Raw genomic sequence first — 21,687 nt, 5'->3', positions numbered from 1 at the left:
ACGGTTCCCATTCTTAATACGGATTCGTATTCAACATGCTCGCCGTCTTGATGTACATGCGCTGAGGCAGCTTCAGCTGGGCCACGATGAACTCGGCCATGTCTTCCGGCTGCATGTATTGCTCTTCCTTGCCCTCGGCGATCAGGGACGAGCTCTTGGCCAGGTCGGTCGCGATCGTGCTCGGCGTCAGCGCGGTCACGCGGATATTGTTGCGGCGGACTTCCTGCGCGAGCGATTCGGTCAGCCCGATGACGCCGAACTTCGAAGCGCTGTAGGCGCTGGAGCCGGGCGCTCCGTTCAGTCCGTTCGTCGACGAGATGTTGATGATGTCTCCGGCGTTTTTGGCGATGAGCTGCGGGAGGACGGTACGCGTCACGTAAAAGGTTCCGAGCAGATTTACGTCGATGATTTTTTTCCAATGCTCGGGATCCATCTCGACCAGTTTCTCGAACGTGCCGATGCCCGCGTTATTGATCAAAATGTCGGCGGTGCCGATCTCTCCAACGATCTTGCCGATCGCCTGCTCGACCTGCGCAAGGGAAGACACGTCCGCCGCAGCATAAGCGACCTTGACGCCGAGCGCCTGGATGTCGCGAGCGACTTCCAGCAGATCGTTCTCCGTACGGGAGACCAGGCCGACATGAACGCCTTCCCGAGCGAGCTCGAGCGCCACCGCCTTGCCGATCCCCTTGCCGGCCCCGGTCACGATCGCTACTTTTCCTTTGATGTTCTGCGCCACGATAGACACTCCTTCATTTGCGAATGGATACATGCTACTGCAATTATATCGAATCCGTCCGATCATCCCAAATCCGCATGCATGCCGAGGACCAAGTCGGGAGAAAGGTCGCTCGCTGCATAAAATCGGGGCCTTATTGGAAAACCTTACAAATGCCCGAACTAACTGCACGGAGGTGGCAGCCATCGCTGCGGAACATTTGTCCAAGTCATTGTCCGCGAGTCTCGACCGGCTGCGGGACGTCTACAGGCAGTGCGGCGACCTGGAGATCAAGGACTGGCGATACGGACCGAACCTGAAGCATCGCGCAGCCTCCGTATACTTCAAGACGATATCCGACAGCAGCACGAATCATATGAAAAGCGTCCTTCAGGACCTCTCGAACCATATGATCGGTCCCGGTTTGGACGTCACGCCCGACATGCTCCGCTTGTTTTTCGGCGCGCACGGCGTGTCCGCCGAAAGCGCGAGCATGGAACGAGAATGGTCGGCCGTCGACCGGCTCCTGCTGCAAGGCTATATGGTCCTGCTGATCGACGGCTGGGACCGGGCGCTTTGCTTCGAGCCGAAGAAAATGGAGACTCGCCAGGTGGGGGAGCCGGAGACCGAACCGGTCGTCCAGGGGCCGCGCGAAGGCACGGTAGAAGATCTGAATAAAAATATCGGCATGATTCGCAAGCGGCTGCAGACGCCGGCGCTGAAGTTTCAATTTTTCAGAGCCGGCGGACATTCCAATACGAGGATTGCCTACGGTTATCTGGACGACGTCGTCGATCCTGCGGTGCTGACCGAATTCGAGCGCCGGCTTCAGCGTTGCAAGGGAAAGGGGGACATCATCGATACCTCCTATATCGAAGAGGTGATCGAAGATCGTCCGCTGTCCCCGTTCCCGCAGTTCCGCTACACCGAGCGGACGGATACGGCCGCGGCTGCTATGATCAACGGCAAGATCGTGCTTCTGGTCGAAGGTTCGGGCTCGATCCTGATTTGCCCGGGCTTGTTGTTCGATCTGCTTCAGTCGAGCGAGGACTATTACCAGCGCGTGCTCGTATCGAATTTTATCCGCTGGCTTCGCCTCGTCGCCCTGATGATCGCGATCTCGCTGCCCAGTCTGTATATCGCGATCTCGACGTTCCACACCGAGCTGATCCCGACCGTCCTGCTGCTCGCCATCGTGGACTCGCGGGAGGGCATTCCGTTCGGCGCTTTTGTAGAAGCCGTCATCATGGTGTTTTTCTTCGAGCTGTTGAAGGAGGCGGGCATTCGTCTGCCGAGAAACGTAGGCTCCGCCGTCAGCATCGTAGGCGCGCTGGTCATCGGCGAAGCCGCCATCAATGCGGGGATCGCTTCGCCGATCATGGTCGTCATCGTCTCGCTGACGGGGATCGCCTCGTTCTCGCTGCCGCAGTACAACTTATCCATCGCCCTGCGGCTGATCCAGTTCCCGCTGATGGCGCTCTCCTCGCTGCTCGGCGGCTTCGGCATCCTGCTCGGCTATCTGTTTATTTGGCTTCATCTGGTCACCCTTACTTCGCTCGGCGTGCCTTATTTGACGCCGATCGCGCCATGGAAGGCGGACCAATTCCGCGATACGCTGATCCGGACCAAGCTGCCCGCGCTGATCCGGCGGCCGAGACCGCGCCGCTCTACCTAAACGATAGCTGCAGAGGTGTTGCCATGATGTCCCGATATGCGATCATAGGCCGACTTGTACTCGTGGCGGCGCTGCTCTCTGCGCTGCTGGCGGGCTGCGGAGACCGGGCAGAGATTCCGCAGAAGGGCTTTGTCATGGGGCTCGCCCTGGACGAAGCGCCCGAGGGTCGAATCGGGCTGACCGTTCAAATTTTCAAGCCCTCCCAGAGCATCACCGGTCGCAGCAAGCCGGCCAAATCCTACATCAACATTCATACCGACGACGAATCGGTGATCGAGGCCGTGCGGGACATTACGATCCACCTGGGGCGAAAAGCGCAGTGGAGCCATATGCGGATCATTCTGGTCAGCGAGCAGCTGGCGCGCAAGCATTCGCTCATGAGCTTGCTCGATTTTCTGTACCGGGATCACGAGCCCCGGCTGACCACCCATATGTTCGTCACCAAGGGAGAAGCGGCGCATTACATGGACATCGCGCCCTACATCGAGAATTCGGTCAGTCAGCAATATTTCTTAAGCGAGCAATCCTCGCACGAAATGACGGGCAAGTCGGTCGCCGCCAACCTGCTTCAGCTCGCGCTGCAATCCCGCAGTCCGTCGGCGGTCGCGATGATCCCGTACCTGTACGAGCAAAAGACCCGAGGCGAAACCTTTCCCGCCGCAGCAGGCGCCGCCCTGCTCGTCGACGGCCGGGCGAAGGAGATCATCCCCTCCAAACTGCTCGAAGGCGTCCAGTTGTTAGGCAACGGCTACAAAAACGGCATTGTCGAAGTTCCTTGCTCCGCCGACCCGAACGCCGAGCGCGCGCTGTATGAGGATTCGGTGGAGATGCTGTCGACCAAGACGGCGATGCGGGTGCAACCTGCGGGAGACCATCTCCATCTGACTTTCCGGCTCCAAGCGACGACGGCGCTCTCCGAGTTGGTCTGCGGGCAGTCGCTCAACCAGAAGGGGGAACTGGAGCTCAGGCGGCGGATCGAGAAGAAGCTGGAGCAGATGATGAGCGAGAGCATGGAATGGCTGCTTCAAAAGCAGATCGACGCGATCGGGGTGGGGAATCGCCTGTTCGAGCGTCAAACGAAGCTTTGGCGGCAGTGGAAGCCGGATTGGCCGCAGCAGTTCGCGCGCTCCACGTACGAAGTGCACGCCGACGTCACCATTCTCACATCGGGCACCAACGTAGGCAAGCCGATCGACAAAAGACAGGGTGATTCGTAAATGCTGGCCTTGCTTTTTCTCGCGCTGATCGCCTTTTTGGCGTACGACTGGACCGCGGGCCGGCTGGGCGGCGCCAAGCTGCGGATCAAGATCGTCTACGCGGTGCTGTTGTTGGCTGCCGGCTACCACCTGCTCATCGTCACGAGGACGATCACCGCGGCGTCCTATTACGATCTCTCCATGCGTATCTTCGGCGGGATCGCGGAGCGCATCGTTGCCTATCTGGATCCGAAGGGAGGGACCTGATCCATGAAAAATACGATAACGCCCACGCAGATTGCCGTGCTGCTATTCGTTTTCTTAACAGGTTCGGCCATCATCAACATTCCGGCGCCGCTCATCGCGGTGAGCGACAATGAGGCCTGGATCTGCCTGCTGGCGGCCGCCGCGATCGGGATGCTGCTCCTGGTTCCGCTCGTCAGTCTCGCCCGCAGATTTCCCGATATGGACTTCATCGAGTACGGCGCCCAATTGACGTCCCGGCCTGTCGCCGTCGTGCTCGGCGTTTTACTCCTGACGCTGCATCTACACATAGTAGCCGGCATCATCATGGACATTTCCTTGTTTCTCAAGAGTTCAATGATGCGCAATACATCCTATGCCTATTTTACGATCCTGACCTCGCTCGCCGTGGCGCTTACGGCCCGGGTCGGCATCGGCCGGTTCGCGGGGATGTTCGGCTTGCTGATGCTCTCGGTCATGCTGTTCGTCGTCTTCAATATCTCGCTGGCCTCGCCGGGTTTCCATCTGCCCTATTTGCTCCCGATCCTCGACCAGGGCGTCAAGCCGATCTGGCACGGCATTTATTATATTTATGGCTTTCCTTATGGGGAGTTGGCGGTATTTTGCATGATATTGCCGTATGTCCGAACCAGAGCCAAAGACCGCACCGGGTCGAAAATGGCGTTGGCCGTCGCGCTGAACGCAGCATCGCTGCTCGCCGTCACGCTGGCAACGGTGCTCACCTTCGGTCCGATCGCGGGAGAGCGCAAATATTCGATGTTCGAGGTGGCCCGGACGGTCTATATTACCGAAATTTTCGAACGGCTGGAGGCGCTGATGGGCTATTCCATGATCGTCGCTTCCTTCATGAAGGCGACCATCGCGCTCTTCTCGGCGCATCTGACGCTGAACAGCCTGCTCAGGCTGCCCCGGGACAACCGACAATTGATTTTTCCGCTCGCTTTTTTGACGATGCTGATCTCGTTAATCGTCGGTATTCGCGGTGAAGCGTATTGGAGTTTTATCGTCTCCAGCATTCATCCGCTATGGGTCTTCGCCTGCGGTACGGTGCCGCTGCTAGTCGTGTACGCGGCTTCGCTGGTGCGCAGGCGGGCGGCTTGAAGATCATCCGTTAGGCGTTTATCGGTATCGAGATGGAGAACGTACATCCGCGGTCCTCGTTCATCTCGACCTCGATCGTTCCCCCGTGCATGAGCATGATTTCCTTGGCGATCGCGAGCCCGAGGCCGCTGCCCGGGATCCGGCTGTTGCGGGAGGCGTCGACGCGATAGAACGAGTCGAAGATAAACGGCAGCGATTCCTGCGGAATGCCGATGCCTTCGTCCATGAAGCGCAGCACGGCCTTCTCCCCGTCGGATTCGGAGCTTACCGCGATCAGCGTCGCTTCCGCCGAATACTTGATCGCGTTGCTCATCATGTTGTCGACGACGCTGCCCAGCAGATGCTCGTCCGCCCGGATCGTCGCCTCGGCGGCATTTAAGCGAAGCTGAAGCCGACGCCCCTCGAGCGAGAGGGGATCCGCCCATTTTCTCAGCAGCTGGCCGAACAGCGCGTCGACCTGTACGAGGACTAGATTCGGCTGGACCTGCTTCGTCTCCAGCAAGCTAAGGTCATTGAGGTTTTTGACGAGGCTGGAGATCGTCTCGATCCGCTCGTCGATTTTGAACAGATAGCGTTCGGCCTGCGCTTCGTTCGTCCTCCGGCTTAAGATCGCCTCGATATAGCCCTTGGCGACCGCGGCCGGAGTCTTCAGATCGTGGGAGATATGGGAGATCCATCTGCGCCGCCAGCTCTCCAGGCGCGTCAGCTCGTCGATCCGCAGCTCCAGCTCTTCGTTCGCGATCTTGAGTTCCGCCGTCCGGTCCTGCACCGTCGCCTCAAGCTCCTCGGTCAGCTTCACCTGCTGGTTCAACAGCTCGCGGATTCGGCCGGACATCCGGTTGAACGTGCGCAGCAGCTGGTGGAACTCTTGCGTTCCGTTATCCTTGATCGTGACCGAGAAATCTCCGTTGCCCAGGTCGATAAAGGCGCCGCTAAGCGAACCTATGGGCCTGGCGATTCTCTTCCACAGAAACAGGGCCAGCAGCGTGCAGATGACGGCGGCCAGCAGCGTGATCAGCACGTTCTGCTTCAATAGCTTCCCGTTCGTCCGGTCCGCCAATTCGGCCGACGAGCTCGCGAATTCCCGAAGCAGCTTCTCCTTGGGGATGATATACGCGAGCGTCCAGCCTGTCGAGGGGACCGTCTTCGTGAACAGCATCTGGGTCTCGCCGCCATCCGAATATTCGGCGTAGCGCGTCGATTCGTTCCATTGAACGAGGCCGGTCGCCCGCATTCGTTCGTACTCGGCCTCGCCTTGTCGCTGGGCGGCGATCAGATGTCGCTCCGAATCCAAGAGAACGGCGAATGCTTCCTTATCGTTGAATTGCGCATCCAAAATGTTCTGGACGAAATCTTGGACCGACACGTCGGCGGCGACGACCCCCCGGAGCCGCCCCTCCTTATCGTAGACAGGCGCGGTAGCCGTGAACATGTAAATATTGTTGGAGGTGGCGTCCCGATAAGGCTGCGTCCAAGCGACCCGCCGTTCCCCCGGCCGGATCGAGAGCGCGTCTTGGTAGTAAGGCAAGTCGGAGAGATCCGCCCATCCGGCAGCATAACCGTCGTTCAATACGGCATCGGTCGCGGAATAATAGTTGTACCCGTTCTTCGGATGGATATAGTACATCGCCAGAAGGTTAGAATTGCGTTCCGATTCGGACCGGAATAAAGGATTGAGCAGCGTGGACAGCGTTAGTTCCCGACGGATCGTCTCGTCTATCGAGAGCGTGGACAGATTCTGATAACCGCGCCCTTCGACGGGGGCGGTAGGCGTGTACCAATAGCCGTTCCTATGCTTCAGCAGGTGCGCCTCTTCCGGGCGGTATCGCTCGGGATGCGAGAAGATCGTCTCCGCCATGGATTGCAGCGAGAGCACGGACACTTCGACCTTGCGGATGTCCGAATCGATGGCATTGACCTGCTCGGCCAGATAGGACTCGTAAAGGTCGATGTATTGTTTCTCGGTCAACCGCATCTGGGATTGAGAGAAGGCCGCAAACTGGGAATGCGTCGCTTGTTCGTTGAGCAGGCCGAGAGAAACGAGCGGGAGGAGGGATCCGATCAGAAAAAGCAGCAGAATCTGCGCGACGAGCGTCCGGGGGAATCTTTTAAACCGCTTCAGCTTCATCGCAAAACTTGTAGCCGGCGCCGCGCAGGGTGACGATATGCTTCGGGTGGGCGGGGTCCTTCTCTATTTTTTTGCGCAGGGTGCCGATATGAACGTGCAGCGTCTTGGAGTCGGTCTCCGCCTTGTGTCCCCATACGTTGCGGAGCAGCTGCTCGCTGGTAAGCACCTGGCGCGGATGGTTCATGAAGCACACGAGCAGCCGGAACTCCTTGACGGACAGCTCGACCGGCCGGCCGTCCACGAAGACGTCGTGCGACTTCAGATCGACCTTCAGAGAACGGGAGACCACCATATGAGGAGGCTCGGCCTTATGCGCGTCTTCCCCCTGATACATTCTCGAGCGGCGAAGATGGGCTTTGATCCGGGCGAGCACCTCGTTCGGACTGAACGGCTTGCCGATATAATCGTCGCCGCCGACGCTAAGTCCGATGATGCGGTCCAATTCGTTGTCCTTGCAGCTTAAGAACAGGATCGGCGCTTTGGTGAACATGCGCAATTGCTTGCACAGTTCATAACCGTCCGTGTCCGGAAGAAGCACATCCAGCACGATTAATTGGGGTGACAGCTCCTTGGCCAGCGCGACCGTCTCGGCGCCGCTGAAGGCTTGCTTCATTCGGTACCCTTCCGTTTGGAGGAACAGCCCGAGGATCTCGCCAATGTCCGCTTCATCGTCCGCCAGCAATATCGTTTCTCCCGGCATCTCTTCCACTCCCCGTCCCGATATTCGAATTAAACCTAACTATAAATTCAGATATAGCGATTGGCAATGAGTTTGTGTTAAAAAAAGTAACGCGAAAAAGAGCAATCTAAGCGGGGGAACGCTCTTTTTACTTTGATTTTACGTTGATTTGAGCTCCGGCTTAGGTTGATCCGGTTTATCAGTTTACTTGAGGGGGTTAAGATGAAGCCTATGTTGCCGGATCGAGGATAATGAGTGATGTTATCTGACATTGGCGAACGAACATAGGAGGGGAGTACGTTTATGAAAAGAAAAAATATGCTCGTAATCGGGACTGCCGTCGTCGCGCTTCTAGCGACGGGGCTCATCCCGGGCGGCGTTTGGCAGAAGGCCGAAGCCGTAGTCGTCGCTCCGACGGCGCCCTACGATCCGCTGAATCCGCTTAACGCCCACGAGATTCGGCTGGCGACCAGCATTATCAAGAAAAGTTCCTATTACAAGCCGGACATGAACTTCGACGAGATCGCGCTGGAAGAGCCGGACAAAAACCTCGTATGGAATTGGACGCTGTCCAGCGAGGCCTACAAGAGCAAGAAGGCCAACAAACTGCCTCGCATGGCGTCCTTCGTCATCTCGGAGAAGCGCCAGATCTTCGAGGGCGTCATCGATCTCGACAAGGGAACGATCGTATCCTGGAAGGAAAACAAGGACGGCGGCTTCTACTTCATTAACAACGCGCAATCGAATAAAGCTCTCGGGATCGTACTCAAGGACCCCGAATATCTGGCCGCGTTGAAGAAACGCGGCATCACGGATACGTCGAAGCTTACCGTCTACGGGCTGCCTGTCGAATACAACGACAAGGACGCGAACGCGACGCCGAGACGGCTCTACAAATACGAGACCTTGCTGAACGTAGGCGACGGCAACGACTTGGCGCACTTGGTGAACAACCTGCTCGTGACGGTCGACATCGACGAGGAGAAGGTGATCGCCGTAGAAGACGACGGCATCGTCCCGGTGCCTACGGCGGATCAGGGCTACAACAAATCGGGCAAGACGACGTTCAAAGAAGAAGCCCATCCGATCGTTATTACGCAGCCTAAAGGCGCCGGCTATACGATCAAGGGGCAGGAAGTCACGTGGGGAGATTGGAAGTTCCACGTCCGCATGGACTCCCGCCGGGGCACGCTCGTCTCCGCGGCGAGCTTCAACGACAACGGCACGCCCCGCAAGGTGCTCTACAGCGGCGGCCTCGGCGGCATGACGGTGCCTTACGGCGACGCTTCGCTCAGCTGGTACTTCAAGACCTACATGGACGCGGGAGAATACGGGCTGGGCAAGCTCGCGCGCAAAATGGTCGTCGGCGCGGACGTACCGTCCAACACGACGCTGATCGACGCGACGCTCAACGACGACGCAGGCGCGCCGTACACGCTGCCGAAGGTGATCGGCGTATTCGAGCGTTATGCGGATTCCGACTGGACGCACGCCGAGTATGACGGCACGGCCGGCGCTCGCGCCCGCACCGAACTGGTCGTTCGTTACATCACCGTCATCGGCAATTATGACTATACCTTCGATTATATTTTCCAACAGAACGGCAATATCAAGATCGATGTCGGCGCTTCCGGGGTCGAGGCGGCGAAGTCGGCCTTCACGGCCAAGGTGGACAGCTCGGTAGACGAATACGTCGACGAGAGCAACGACGAGATTCGCAACGGCACGCTGGTCGCGCCGAATACGGTAGCCGTCTATCACCAGCACATCTACAACTTCCGCCTGGACATGGACGTGGACGGACAGACGAACACGGCAATGGAGCTGCAGCCGGTAACGGTCGCGGCCAAGAACGACAAATACCGCAAAAGCGAGATGGTCCTGGAACAGAAGACGTACCATACGGAGCTCGAAGCCGCGCAGAAGTTCGATCCCGACAAGGTCGTGCTGCTCGCCAACTCGGCCTCGAAAAACAAGACGGGCTACGTCTCCGGCTATCAGATCATCGCCAACGCCGGCGGCACGCATCCGTTCGCGGAAGAGCCGCTGTTCACGGCGGACGACGAGCTGATGCAGCGAGCGGGCTATATGAAGAAGCACATCTGGGTGACGCCGTACAAGAAGGACGAGATTTATCCGGAAGGCAAGTACGTCACCAACAACGCCAAGGACACCGGACTCGGCGCTTGGACGCAGCAGGATCGCGATATCTACGAGAAGGACGACGTCGTATGGGTAACGACCGGCACGACGCACATCCCTCGTTCCGAAGAATGGCCGATGATGTCGACGGAATGGGTATCCATGCTGCTCAAGCCGTTCAACTTCCTGGATTCGACGCCGACGTTGGCTCTGCCGAAGCCGAAGAGTTCCGATTATTGACGCAGAATACGTGAGTCGAGACGAAGCCGATCCTCTCTCTTGGGAGCCGATCGGCTTCGTCTCGATAAGAAGGGGGAGTCGGAAGATGAAGATCGGAAAGTCAACGTTGGCGCTCTGCGCGCTGCTGGGGATCGCGCTCTTTTTCCTGCTCACGGCCTTCATGCAAAGCGGACGAGACGCGGATCTGATCGCGACGGATAGCGCCGGCATGGCCGGTATGGCCGATATGGCCGACATGGACGCGATGATGAACATGATGCCGCAAGTCGATGCCGATATGGAGGATCCGCTGATCGATCCGATGAGCTTGTCCACGGGGCACTCGCATGCGGGCGCCGCTGCGGAGAGCCCCCTGGAGAAGGGAATTCAGGCGGTCTGGTCCTGGCCGGAAGGGGAGCCTGAGGCGGGACGTCCCGCAAAGCTGCTCATCAAGATCAGCGGCGCCGACGGGCTGCCGGTCGAGAAGTTCGACGTCAACATGGAGAAGCTGCTGCATCTGGTCGCGATCTCGACGGACTTGCGGGATTTCCAGCACATCCATCCCGAATATCAGGGAGGAGGCGTATTCGCGCTGCCCGTTACCTTCGAGGAGGGAGGAAACTATCGACTGTTCGCCGATTTCATCCCGAGCGGCTTGAACGAATTGACGCGGAGCGCCAAAGTGTCGGTATCGGGCGGTTCGGAGAGACGGTCGGACCCGGACGGCTCCCGCGGTTCCGACTCTCCCGCAGGCCCGGCGCTGCTGGCGCAATTCGCCGGAGGGATGCAGGTAGAGCTGCACTTCGGGCATCTGATGGCGAACATGCAGACAGGACTAAGCGTCACGTTCCGCGATGCGGATACGGGCAAGCCGGTATCCGATCTGCAGCCTTACCTCGGCAGCATCGGCCATATCATAGCGGTGGACGACAAGCTGCAGGACTACCTCCACGTTCATCCGGTCAACGCGGCCTCGACGGGCCCTCAAGCGCTATTCGGCATCGCCTTCCCGCACAGCGGAACTTATAAGCTGTGGGGCCAATTCCAAAGGGACGGCCAATTGCTGACGATCCCGTTCGTGGTGAAGGTGCCGTAAGAGGTCCGGGGTTCGCAAAGGAATTTCGCGGCTTTTGTCGAACCCGTATCCTATGATGAAAAAGAGAAAAATTCTAGCCGTCGTCGGGCTGTTCCTGATCGTACTGACGGGGATTCGCCTGGCGTGGATCGGCATACAGACGAATTATGCAAGAGCGGAGGCCGAGAACGGCCTACTGGACTTAAGCGACTGGGATCCGGACGCCAAACCTTTGTTTTCGCTTTCCGGGCAATGGACGTTCTACCCGTCGCAGTTGATAACGTCAGGTTCGGACGGCGTCGATCTCCTGTTGAAGGTGCCGGGCAACTGGAAGGAAGCGCTCCGGCCTTCAAGCGGCGATGCCGTCGGATACGGGACCTATCGGCTGCGCATCTTGCTTCCGCCCGGCCGCCTGCAGGGGCGGGAGCTGACCGTCCGCGTTCCGGGGATCTCCTCGTCGTCGGCGCTCTACGTCAACGGGCGCTTCATGGGCAGCTCCGGGCATCCGGCGGACCGCGCGTCCGCTTATACCGCGGGAACCAGGCCTTATTCGATCACGTTTGCCGCCGATCGCGATGTGCTGGATCTCGTGCTCCAGGCGGCCAATTACGACGATCGCGTCAGGGGCGGCTTGATGGAGTCCGTCCGATTCGGCACGGCCCAAGCGATGAGCGAGGCGCAGCGAGCGACCGAAATCGCGCAAGGCGCATTGATTCTCTTGACGGGCATGCACGCGTTGTACGCCATCGCGCTCTACTTCATCGGGGTCCGTCAACGACCGCTGCTTCTCTTCTCCCTGCTGAACATCTGCGGCGCGCTCTCCATCCTGTGCAACGAGGACCGGCTGCTGTCGGTCTGGTTCGGGGTCGGCTTCGAGGCCGCCTACAAGGTCTTCTACTTGTCCTACCTGGGCGCAGCCGCGCTTCTGCTACAATACTTGCGAAGCCTGCTGCCCGAATTCCGGATCCTTCGGCATGCGCGCTGGCACTTGGCGGCCTGCGTCCTCTTTGGCCTGTTCGTCCTGGCGTTCCCGGCCCGGGCCTTCACCGCCGCGTACGCCGACGGTCTCCACACGGCGCTGCTTCTGGTTTCGTTCATTACCGCTCCGATCGTCATCTGTCTCGCGGTCCGCAGGGGCGCGCCGGACGCCATCTATTTGCTGCTTAGCGCGGTCGCGATCGCCTGGAATCTCATGTGGGGTATTTTCGGCTATACGTTTTCGCTGGATAGCAGCTATTACCCGTTCGATTTGCTCGCCTTTTTCGTTATGCTCGCGCTCTATTGGTTCAAGAGGTATTTCCGCAATGCCGCCGAGACCGTCCGATTGGCCGAGCGTCTCCAGTCGGCCGACAAGCGCAAGGACGAATTTCTCGTCCACACCTCGCACGAGCTTCGCAATCCGCTTCACGGCATGCTGAACATGGCGCAAGCCGTGCTCGACAGCGGCGAGCGGGCCGGCGAGGCCGCCAATCGGGAACGCCTCGCGCTGCTCGTCGCGATGGGCAAGCGCATGTCCTTCCTGCTGCACGACCTCATCGATCTGAACCGGCTGCGGGAGGATCGCCTGTCGGTGAAGCCCGCGCCTCTACGGTTGCAGACGGAAGCGGCGGGCGTGCTGGACATGGTCCGGTTCATGGCGGACGGCAAGCCGATTCGGCTCGAGAACCGGGTGCCGGATTTGCTGCCCGCGGTGCTGGCGGACGAGAACCGGCTGGTGCAGATCCTGTTCAACTTGCTGCACAACGCGGTCAAGTTCACGAACGAGGGCCGCGTCTGGATCGATGCCGACGTCGAAGGGGATCGGGTCGTCGTTCGCGTCGGGGATACCGGCATCGGGATGGATGCGGACACGGCGAAGCGCATCTTTCAGCCTTACGAGCAAGGCGAGCAACAACCGGATACGAACGCGGCAGGGTTCGGATTGGGGCTTGCGATCAGCAAGCGCCTGGCGGAGCTGCACGGCGGGCGCTTGACGGTCGCCTCCACGCCAGGCGTCGGCTCTGTCTTCCGGTTTACGCTGCCCGCGGCAGAGGCGGTCTCTTCGGACGAGGCCTACTCCGATCCCGCAGCTTTGAGTCCCGTCCTGCTTGATCCCGTCTCCTCGGCCGCGGCGTACACGGGATCGGCGCATGACGAAGTCGCCGCGGCCGGGCAGGCTCCGGAGGCGCCTGCGTCCGCGATCGCCGGGACGGCGGCGGCCCCTCTGTCGGAAGCGCCCGCGCGCGGCGATCGTTCCCGCATCCTTGCCGTCGACGACGATCCGGTTAATCTGCGCGTGCTGGAGCACGTGCTCTCCGCCGATCTTTACGAGATCACGACGACGACGAGCGGCGCTCGGGCGCTGTCCCTTCTGAATTCGGGCCCATGGGATCTCCTGATCGCGGACGTGATGATGCCGGACATCTCCGGCTACGAGGTCGCCCGTACCGCCCGGACGTTCTTCTCCCCCTCCGAGCTGCCGATCCTGCTGCTCACGGCCCGCTACCGGGCGGAAGATATCGAAGCGGGCTTCGCGGCGCAGGCCAACGACTATATCGTGAAGCCCGTCGATGCGCAAGAGCTGCGGATGCGGGTGAAGGCCTTGACGGACGTGGCCTGGGCCGCGCGAGAGCAGATGCGTCTCGAGGCGGCATGGCTGCAGGCGCAGATTCAGCCCCATTTCCTGTTCAATACGCTCAACTCCATCGCCGCGCTGGCGGATGTCGATAACGCCCGCATGCGCGACCTGCTGTCGGCGTTCGGCGACTATCTGCGGGCCAGCTTCGACTCCGCCAATTCGGATCGGCTCGTGCCGCTCGGCAAAGAGTTGGACCTGGTGCGAGCCTATCTTTACATCGAGAAGGAACGGTTCGGCGACCGGATTCGCGTCATCTGGGAAGCGGAGGACCACCTTCATCTGCCCGTCCCGCCGCTGTCCATCCAGCCTTTGGTGGAGAACGCCGTTCGGCACGGCGTGCTCAGGCGCCCCGAGGGCGGTACCGTGCGGATTCGAATCCAGGAGACGGGAGACGGGGTCGAGATATCGGTCGAAGACGACGGCGTAGGCATGGCTGCCGACAAGCTGCCGCAGGCGATGCTGCCGGGCGGACCGTCCGGCCGTCCCTCGGGCATCGGGTTGGCCAATACCGATCGCCGGTTGAAGCAAATCTACGGCAAAGGGCTGTCCGTTCGCAGCCGAGCCGAAGGAGGAACGATCGTATCCTTCGTCGTTTTAAAGCCGGCTGACAAGCGCCGGCTCGCAGCGGAGTAGACGGCGACGTTTTGAATCGTGGAGCCAGCCGGCGCCTTGAGGGTGGATCGCTATTCCGCTGCGCGCCGCCGATCCTGTCCGAATAAGACGATGGCAGATCGCTATTTCGCCGCACATTGCACGAAAAAAGATTGTCGCTGCTCCGTCTATACCATCAACCCCGGGCGAGAAACTCCCTTTCATAAATCGAACGCATTCTTTCCAGCACGCTCTCGGCTTGATCTTGATGCTTTAATTCCGTTATGCGGCCCTTTTCCAGATATACGCCTGTCCCCATTCGATGCTCCCCAAGCGCACCTTCGTACAAACGCTCGGCGCCTTGGGATGGCGGAGAGAAGAACAGCTTCATCAGGGCTTTAACGACGATGGGCAAGCCGGATTCTTTCCCCTTTCGGAGCGTATTGTTGCCGCCGGGATCGACGCTGCGAATCCGGATGCCTTCCTTCAGCAGCTGCGGCGCGGCCGTCTGCGTCCACAGCGAGAGCGCCAGCTTGGAGGCGGCGTACGGGCCGAGCAGCTTGCGGAAGGTTTTGGGGCGCTCCAGAATATCGATGCTAAGCGTCTTCGTGTACTTGAAAGCCGCGGACGAGGTGTTGATCACCGTTTTGAGGCGGCCGTTCTTCAGGCTCTCCATGAGCTCCATCAGGATGATATAGGGTGCAACCGTCATCAGTTCGTAATGCTTCTCGCGTCCCTGCGCCGAATAGCTAAGCTCGGGAAAAGACCCGCCGGCGTTATTGAACAAAATATCGATTCGCCGCTCTTTGGCTTTGATCTCCTCCAGAACCTGTCGCAGCCCGGCAAAGTCGGCGAGGTCCGCCGTTTGATAAATCCGGAGCCAGCCGTGCCGGACGGCCTCCCGGATGTCGGGATCGTCGGCGGGAAAGCCGGAGCGGATGACAGCTGCTACCTGCCACCGTTCCGCCAGCAATTTCTTCGTTAACGCCAGTCCGATCCCTGCATTAGCGCCCGTTACCAGAGCGATATTTTCCCGTTCGTTCGTGTTCATGCCTCATACGCCTCCTTCGAATGCCGGGGCCGTCGTTCACCCCTGTAGCGCACATTCTAAAAGTTGGAGTCGGCTCCAAGTCAAGGGCACGGCAAACAAGTCCCGACCCTTCGTTCGATTCGCTTGACTTGGAGCCAGCTCCAAGATGTACAATGCAAACACAAGCAATCTCCGGGAGGGAACAAGATGAAGATCGCGCCCGCTTATACGATCAAGCAGACCGCGGACCAGACCGGCGTCACCGAAGATACGATTCGTTATTACGAGAAAATCGCGCTGCTGCCCCGGGCGGAGCGGAAGGACAACGGGCATCGCGTCTACAGAGAAGAGGACATCCGTACGATCCGGCTGCTATCCTGCCTGAAAAAGACGGGGATGCCGCTGGAGGAGATGCGGCCGTTCCTGGCGGTATCCGCCGACGCCGATCCTGCGGATTACCCCGAGTTGGTGGCGCAACTGCGGCATCATCGGGAAAATATCGTCAGCCAGATCGCGTCGCTGCAGCAGGTCGTCGATTTTATCGATTTAAAGCTGGACGAAGGGCGATACCGCGGGGAATGCCCGAGCGAGGAGAAAGAGGGGACGAAAAAGAAGCCCATCTCGCCTATGGAGATGAGCCATTTTTCCGTAGCGGGCAGGACGGGCAAGCCGTAACGCAAGCAGGAAAGGCGGATACCGAATGGACGATACAGACTACAAAGCCTTCTACGACCGCGTCGGCCAAGCGAACGGCTGGGACTTCAGCAGGCTGAAGGTGCTGGTAGAGGACGAGCAAGCCGACATCTATGAGGAAGTCAAACGGATGTGCCGGAAATCCGATCTGCTGCTAGACATCGGAACCGGGGGCGGCGAGGCCATTTTAGCCATACGCGACGCGGCGCTGCTGCTGGTGGGAATCGACCGCTCGCAGGGGATGATTCAGACGGCGAGGGCGAATCTGGCGAATGCCGGCGCCACGAACGTGCGCTTTGTTCATATGGAGGCCGAGCAGCTCGATTTTCCCGAGCAGTTCTTCGACATCGTGACATGCAGACATGCCGGATTCAGTGCGCGCGAGGTAGCCAAAGTGCTATCACGCGACGGCTTGTTCATCACTCAGCAGGTTGCGGAGGGAGACAAGCTCAATCTGAAGCAAGCCTTCGGCCGAGGCCAGCGTTATGGGGAACCGGACGGGACATTGCTGCGGAAATACAGGCTGGAGCTGGAGGAAGCGGGCTTCAGGGACATCCGGACGAAAGAATATGACACGGTAGAGTACTATCGGACGCCAGAGGACCTGATTTTTCTTCTCAAGCATACGCCGATCATTCCGGGCTTCGGGCAAGAGAAGGGCGACTTCGAGGTTTTACGAGCATTTATGGAAGAGAATCGGACCGAAAAAGGAATCCGCACGAACGCGAAGCGATTTATGATAAGCGCGCGGAACGCTTGAGCGTCATCGAAAATTAAGCGAGGAACGTGAACGGACATGGTTAAGGCAGTCGATTTGCCCTCCTAAAATTCAAATTTATTTTAGGAGGGCGAAAACAAATGATATTTCAACCGATCGATTTGGAAAAATGGAGCAGAAAGCCTTACTTCGAACATTATCTCCACCGGGTCAGCTGCACGTACAGCATAACCGCGAACATCGACATTACCCTTCTGAAGGAAGAACTAAAGCGCAAGGACGCCAAGCTCTATCCGGCGCTGATCCACATGATCGCGACGGCGGTGAATCGCGACCCTGCGTTCCGGACTTGCTTCGATTCCGAAGGCAGGCTGGGCGTATGGGAGCGGATGTCCCCGAGCTTCACGATTTTTCATCGGGACGACAACACCTTCTCGAGCATTTGGGCGCCGTACAGCGAGGAATTCGCGACGTTTTACGGCCGCTGCCGGCAAGAAATGGAGAAATATAAAGACGCCAAGCCGTTATTCCCGTGTCCGGACGAGCCGCCGAACACCTTTCCGATCTCCAGCATCCCTTGGGTGAATTTTACGGGATTCAATCTGAATATTTACGCCGAGGGGACCTTTTTGCTTCCTATTTTCACGATGGGAAAATACGAAAAGCAGGGCGGCAAGCTGCTGTTGCCGTTGTCCGTTCAGCTTCACCATGCCGTTTGCGACGGGTACCATGCAGGCATGCTGTTGGGCGAACTTCAGCAGCTGGCATCGGACTGCAAGAGCTGGCTGGCAGGTCTATGACGCGACATCTTCCTTGTCCCTTGCGGAGCCGTCTGCTAACATAGGAAAAATACAAGGGAGGTGTTGACATGATCGATATACACTGCCACATCTTGCATGGCGTGGATGACGGCGCGAAGGATCTGGACGAGTCCGTGGCGATGGCGCGGATCGCCTATGAGGATGGCATAAGGGATATCGTCGTGACGCCTCACTTCAACGGCCTGTATCTCACCGTGTCCGACGTCGTGCACCGCAAGCTGGAAGAGCTCGAGCGCGAGCTGGACAGGCAGGGAATCGACATCCGGCTGCATCCGGGCAACGAGGTCCAACTGGTGAGCGCGGCGTTCTTCGACGAGCACACCAGGAATCGCTCCTACTCCCGGCTCGGCCGGACTGGCACGCATCTGCTTTTCGAGCAGCGTTGGAGCGGCTACGACCCGGCGACGCTGGAGATCGTGCAGCGGTTGCTGGACGCGGGCGTGACGCCGGTAATGGCGCATCCGGAGCGGCATCCGTTCTTCAGGGACGATCCGGAGCTGCTGCCGCAGCTGATCGAGCTCGGCTTGTGGACGCAGGTGTCGGCGGACAGCCTGGTCGGCAACTTCGGACCGGAGGCGCAGCGGTACGGGCGCGCGCTCATCGCGTCCGGACATGCGCACACGCTCGCGACCGACGCCCACAACGTGAACCGGAAGCCGAATCTCGGCGCGGGCATGGCCATCTTCGAGGAAGTGGCCGGCGCGCAGGCGAGGGCCGAGCTGGAGGCGCGCATGCGCAGCATCCTGGCCGGCTGACGCGCAGCTTGGCATGCATCGCCGGGGCATACCGCCCCGGCGATTTTTATTGCGCCCGCAGCAAGGTCTCCAGCTCCTCGCGCAGCGACTGCGAGATCGGGCTCATCGGCAGCCGAAGCGCATCGGACGCGATGATGCCCTCGCGTGCCAGCAGCCACTTCACCGGCGCGGGGTTAGGTTCCCTGAACAGCCGCTCGATCCAGGGCAACACAGTCGCGAACGCTTGGACGGCGCCCTCCGCATCTCCCCGCTCGAACCTGCGATACACGTCGACGAAGACCTCCGTCCGAATATTCGCCGAGGCGAGAATTCCGCCCCGGGCGCCTTTGCTCAGCATGTCAAAAAAACATCGATCCTCGCCGCACAGCATCGGCTTCGAGCTCGTTCGCGTCAGTGCCTCGAGCAGCGAGGTGTCTCCAGTACTGTCTTTCATACCAATAACACCGTCCAGATCCATGATGCGACGGGCCGTGTCTACGCTGAGCCTCGTACCGGTTCGGGAAGGAATCTCATACACGATGACGGGCACGCCAACCTGCGATACATGGCGGAAGTGCGCTAATATGCCCTCTTGCGAAGGCCGGCTGTAGTAGGGCACGACGACGAGGACCGCATCCGCGCCAAGCAGGCCCGCGGCCTCCGTCCGCCTGACCGAGGAAGCCGTGTTGTTGGTGCCTGTGCCGACCACGACCGGCATCCGCTTCCCCTTTTCCCGAACCGCCTCTTGCGTCAGACGCACGAGCGAAGCGACTTCATCCCATTCAACCGTTGGAGACTCGCCGGTCGTGCCGCCGACGACCAATCCCTGAATGTCTTGGCCGAGCAACCGATCCACATAGCGCCGGTAGGATGCCGGATCTACCTCTTCGTCCGCGGAAAACGGCGTGACTGTCGGTACGAATATGCCGTTTAGCTGCTTTTTGCTCATCATCGCGTCTATTCATCTCCTCATGCCGACGTTATTCTTTCAACGTAACACGGAACGTGCCGCTGTCGTTATCCCGCATCTTCGATCGAACCATCAAAGTTATCGATAGAACGTCGAGCTCATCGTCATTGCTTCCGGCTCGCGGTTAATTGGTCTTTTTCGGGCGCGAAGGCTGGCAATATATTGAAAATAGCGATGCGGAAATCGTTTCCGCACCGCTCTTTTTGCATGTCCGTACTACTTTCCGCTATCCCCGGCTACTCCTCCCGCGGCATTTGCATTTTTGTCGAAATTGATATAATAAGCCCCAAGACAAAAAGCGACAACATTCAAAAGTCGAAATTGATATAATTAGCCCCAAAGAAAACGCTACCACGTCCAAGATAGGAGAACTATGAGCGCTATAGCCGGGTTGCTAAACGAGCATGAGCCGGTTTCCGTTGAATCGGCCGGCCTGATGATGAAGGCGTTGGAGAAGTATCCGGCCCATCACGTGCGTACCTGGCATGACCGGCAGGTCTTCATGGGCTGCCATGCGCAGTGGTTCACGCCCGAATCGGTGCATGACCGGCAGCCCTGCCGCGAAGAAGGACAAGCGCTCGTCATCGCCGCGGACGCGATCATCGACAACCGGGAGGAGCTCTTCGGCCGGCTGCAGATCGAGCATGCCCGCCGGCAGCGGATGACGGACAGCGACTTGATCCTGGCGGCGTACCGCAAGTGGGGAGAGGATGCGCCCAACTACCTGATCGGCGACTTCGCCTTCGTCCTGTGGGACGAGGAGAAACGCCGCTTGTTCGGGGCCAGGGATCTGGCAGGCAGCCGAACGCTGTATTACGTCCATCGGCGGGAGCAATTCGCGTTCTGCACGGTGATGAACCCGCTGCTCGCGCTGCCCGGCGTCGGCAACGAGCTGGACGAGTCCTGGCTGGCCGAGTTTCTGGCGATCCCGATCATCCTGGACACGATCGACGTTCGCTCCACGGTGTACCGCCAGATCGGCCAGATTCCGCCTGCGCACGCTTTTACCTTCGAACAGGGCAGCTTGAAGGTCCGACGCTACGGCTCCTTGGCGGCAGAGGTGCCGAAGCTGAAGCTGAGGACGAGCGGCGAATACGAGGAAGCGTTCCGCGAGGTGTTCAAGGAAGCCGTCGTCTCGAAGCTTCGGACGTGCCGGAACGTCGGCGCGAGCCTAAGCGGAGGGCTGGACTCGGGTGCCGTCGTCAGCTTCGCGGCAGCGCCGCTGCGCGAGCAAGGCAAGACGCTGCATACATACAGCTATGTCCCGCGCCCGGACTTCAAGGACTGGACCCCGCGGAGCATGGCGGCCGACGAGACCCCGTACATCCGGGACATCGTGAACCACGTAGGCTCCGTATCGCATACCTATATGGACTTCGCGAACCGGAACTCCTTCGAAGAAATCGACGATCTGCTCGATTTGGTGGAGGCGCCTTACAAATTTTTTGAAAATTCTTACTGGTTCAAGGGCATTCTCGCGCAAGCGAGCGAGCAGGACGTCGGCGTCCTGCTGCATGGCGGCAACGGCAACTACTCCATCTCTTGGGGGCCGGCGATGGACTACTATGCCCTGCTCCTGCGTCGGCTGCGTTGGGTGCGGCTGTACCGCGAGCTGGCGCAGTACGGCAAAAACGTCAGCGTCGGCCGGTCGCTACTCCTTCCCTACATCGGCAAAATGGCGTTCGCCAAGCCGACGCCGAAGCCGCTGGCGGGTATCCCGCTGCTGATTCATCCGGAGCTGGCGGCGCGCACCGGCGTATTCGACAAGCTGAAGGGCCACGACGTCGGATTGACGGACGCCTGGATGGACGAATTCGAAGCCCGGACGTATCAGTTCGACAACCTGTCGATCCTGAACCATCAAGGGACGTCGTCGACCAAACTGTCGCTGCGGTACGCCGTCCGGGAGAGAGATCCGACCTGCGATCCGCGGGTCGTCCGGTTCTGCCTGTCCGTGCCGGTCGAACAGTACGTGCAGGACGGCATGGACCGCGCGCTCGTCCGGCGGGCGTCCGCAGGCTATCTCCCCGACTCCGTCCGGTTGAATCAGCGCGTCCGGGGCGTGCAGGGCGCGGACTGGATTCATCGCGTGCTCCCTATGTGGGATGAGATGTCGGGGGAGCTGCGCCGGCTGTGCGACGATCCTCGGGCCTCGCGTCTGCTGAACGTAGAGCAGGTCCGCAGCTCGCTGGCCGAGGTGGGCCATCCGCCCCGTCCCGATCGCGCCTTTGACCGGCACGCCAGATTGCTGATGCAGAGCCTCATCGTATATCGGTTTCTCCGGCAAAGTGCCTGATGATCCCGCTTGAAAGGAGG

Annotated in this window: 17 protein-coding genes; 12 read left to right on the top strand and 5 right to left on the bottom strand. The window is 59.6% G+C overall.

What is annotated here, in order from left to right; all coding sequences use genetic code 11:
- Window positions 1–13 precede the first annotated feature (13 nt).
- The gene (locus BM235_RS22220) at window positions 14–739 is read right to left on the bottom strand and encodes a 3-ketoacyl-ACP reductase (RefSeq protein WP_090116439.1); all 726 of its coding nucleotides are present in this window, start codon (window positions 737–739) and stop codon (window positions 14–16) included.
- A 199-nt stretch (window positions 740–938) separates the two neighbouring features.
- Between BM235_RS22220 and BM235_RS22215 the strand changes: the two genes are divergently transcribed.
- Genes BM235_RS22215 through BM235_RS22200 form a run of 4 tightly spaced genes read left to right on the top strand, consistent with a single transcriptional unit; the run spans window position 939 to window position 4,954 of the window.
- Window positions 939–2,393, top strand: a complete 1,455-nt coding sequence (locus tag BM235_RS22215) for a spore germination protein (RefSeq protein WP_255374520.1) — start codon at window positions 939–941, stop codon at window positions 2,391–2,393.
- Between the two features lie 23 nt (window positions 2,394–2,416).
- A complete protein-coding gene (locus BM235_RS22210; protein WP_158543983.1) occupies window positions 2,417–3,610 on the top strand; it encodes a Ger(x)C family spore germination protein in 1,194 nt (397 codons plus the stop codon).
- Window positions 3,611–3,856, top strand: a complete 246-nt coding sequence (locus BM235_RS22205; RefSeq protein ID WP_090116436.1) for a hypothetical protein — start codon at window positions 3,611–3,613, stop codon at window positions 3,854–3,856.
- Between the two features lie 3 nt (window positions 3,857–3,859).
- The gene (locus BM235_RS22200; RefSeq protein ID WP_090116435.1) at window positions 3,860–4,954 is read left to right on the top strand and encodes a GerAB/ArcD/ProY family transporter; all 1,095 of its coding nucleotides are present in this window, start codon (window positions 3,860–3,862) and stop codon (window positions 4,952–4,954) included.
- 10 nt (window positions 4,955–4,964) lie between these two features.
- On the opposite strand, the gene BM235_RS22195 is transcribed toward BM235_RS22200, so the two are convergent.
- Together BM235_RS22195 and BM235_RS22190 are read right to left on the bottom strand one after the other, a co-directional pair.
- Window positions 4,965–7,082 (bottom strand): sensor histidine kinase, encoded by a 2,118-nt coding sequence (locus BM235_RS22195; RefSeq protein WP_090116434.1) that lies wholly within the window; start codon window positions 7,080–7,082, stop codon window positions 4,965–4,967.
- Window positions 7,063–7,782 (bottom strand): winged helix-turn-helix domain-containing protein, encoded by a 720-nt coding sequence (locus BM235_RS22190; RefSeq protein ID WP_090116433.1) that lies wholly within the window; start codon window positions 7,780–7,782, stop codon window positions 7,063–7,065. The genes BM235_RS22195 and BM235_RS22190 overlap by 20 nt, the downstream gene beginning before the upstream one ends.
- Window positions 7,783–8,064: 282 nt before the next feature.
- Between BM235_RS22190 and tynA the strand changes: the two genes are divergently transcribed.
- The 3 genes from tynA to BM235_RS22175 all read left to right on the top strand — a co-directional run bounded on the left by tynA (window position 8,065) and on the right by BM235_RS22175 (window position 14,447).
- Entirely contained in the window at window positions 8,065–10,143 is a 2,079-nt protein-coding gene (tynA, locus tag BM235_RS22185) for a copper amine oxidase (protein ID WP_090116432.1), read from the top strand.
- Window positions 10,144–10,228: 85 nt separating this feature from the next.
- Entirely contained in the window at window positions 10,229–11,218 is a 990-nt protein-coding gene (locus BM235_RS22180) for a hypothetical protein (protein WP_090116431.1), read from the top strand.
- A gap of 52 nt (window positions 11,219–11,270) precedes the next feature.
- The gene (locus BM235_RS22175) at window positions 11,271–14,447 is read left to right on the top strand and encodes a hybrid sensor histidine kinase/response regulator (RefSeq protein ID WP_143106720.1); all 3,177 of its coding nucleotides are present in this window, start codon (window positions 11,271–11,273) and stop codon (window positions 14,445–14,447) included.
- A gap of 154 nt (window positions 14,448–14,601) precedes the next feature.
- Here BM235_RS22175 and BM235_RS22170 read toward each other — a convergent pair whose 3' ends face one another.
- Window positions 14,602–15,456, bottom strand: a complete 855-nt coding sequence (locus BM235_RS22170; RefSeq protein WP_090116429.1) for an SDR family NAD(P)-dependent oxidoreductase — start codon at window positions 15,454–15,456, stop codon at window positions 14,602–14,604.
- A 186-nt stretch (window positions 15,457–15,642) separates the two neighbouring features.
- Here BM235_RS22170 and BM235_RS22165 point away from each other — a divergent pair, with 186 nt between their 5' ends.
- The 4 genes from BM235_RS22165 (at window position 15,643) to BM235_RS22150 (ending at window position 18,422) form a co-directional block, all read left to right on the top strand.
- A complete protein-coding gene (locus tag BM235_RS22165; protein ID WP_090116428.1) occupies window positions 15,643–16,110 on the top strand; it encodes a MerR family transcriptional regulator in 468 nt (155 codons plus the stop codon).
- A gap of 25 nt (window positions 16,111–16,135) precedes the next feature.
- Entirely contained in the window at window positions 16,136–16,888 is a 753-nt protein-coding gene (locus BM235_RS22160; protein ID WP_090116427.1) for a class I SAM-dependent methyltransferase, read from the top strand.
- 98 nt (window positions 16,889–16,986) lie between these two features.
- Window positions 16,987–17,646 (top strand): type A chloramphenicol O-acetyltransferase, encoded by a 660-nt coding sequence (catA, locus tag BM235_RS22155; protein WP_090116426.1) that lies wholly within the window; start codon window positions 16,987–16,989, stop codon window positions 17,644–17,646.
- A 68-nt stretch (window positions 17,647–17,714) separates the two neighbouring features.
- Entirely contained in the window at window positions 17,715–18,422 is a 708-nt protein-coding gene (locus BM235_RS22150; RefSeq protein ID WP_090116425.1) for a tyrosine-protein phosphatase, read from the top strand.
- 46 nt (window positions 18,423–18,468) lie between these two features.
- Here BM235_RS22150 and dapA read toward each other — a convergent pair whose 3' ends face one another.
- Entirely contained in the window at window positions 18,469–19,353 is an 885-nt protein-coding gene (dapA, locus tag BM235_RS22145; protein WP_090116424.1) for a 4-hydroxy-tetrahydrodipicolinate synthase, read from the bottom strand.
- 391 nt (window positions 19,354–19,744) lie between these two features.
- Between dapA and BM235_RS22140 the strand changes: the two genes are divergently transcribed.
- Window positions 19,745–21,667 carry an asparagine synthase-related protein gene (locus BM235_RS22140; protein ID WP_090116423.1) on the top strand — a complete coding sequence of 641 codons (1,923 nt, stop codon included), beginning with the start codon at window positions 19,745–19,747 and terminating at the stop codon, window positions 21,665–21,667.
- Window positions 21,668–21,687 lie beyond the last annotated feature (20 nt).

Origin of the sequence: Cohnella sp. OV330 (genome assembly GCF_900112065.1) — a bacterium.
Classification (GTDB): Bacteria; Bacillota; Bacilli; order Paenibacillales; family Paenibacillaceae; genus Cohnella.
Note: the sequence above shows the minus strand (reverse complement) of the source record. Positions and strands in the feature narration are given on the sequence as shown.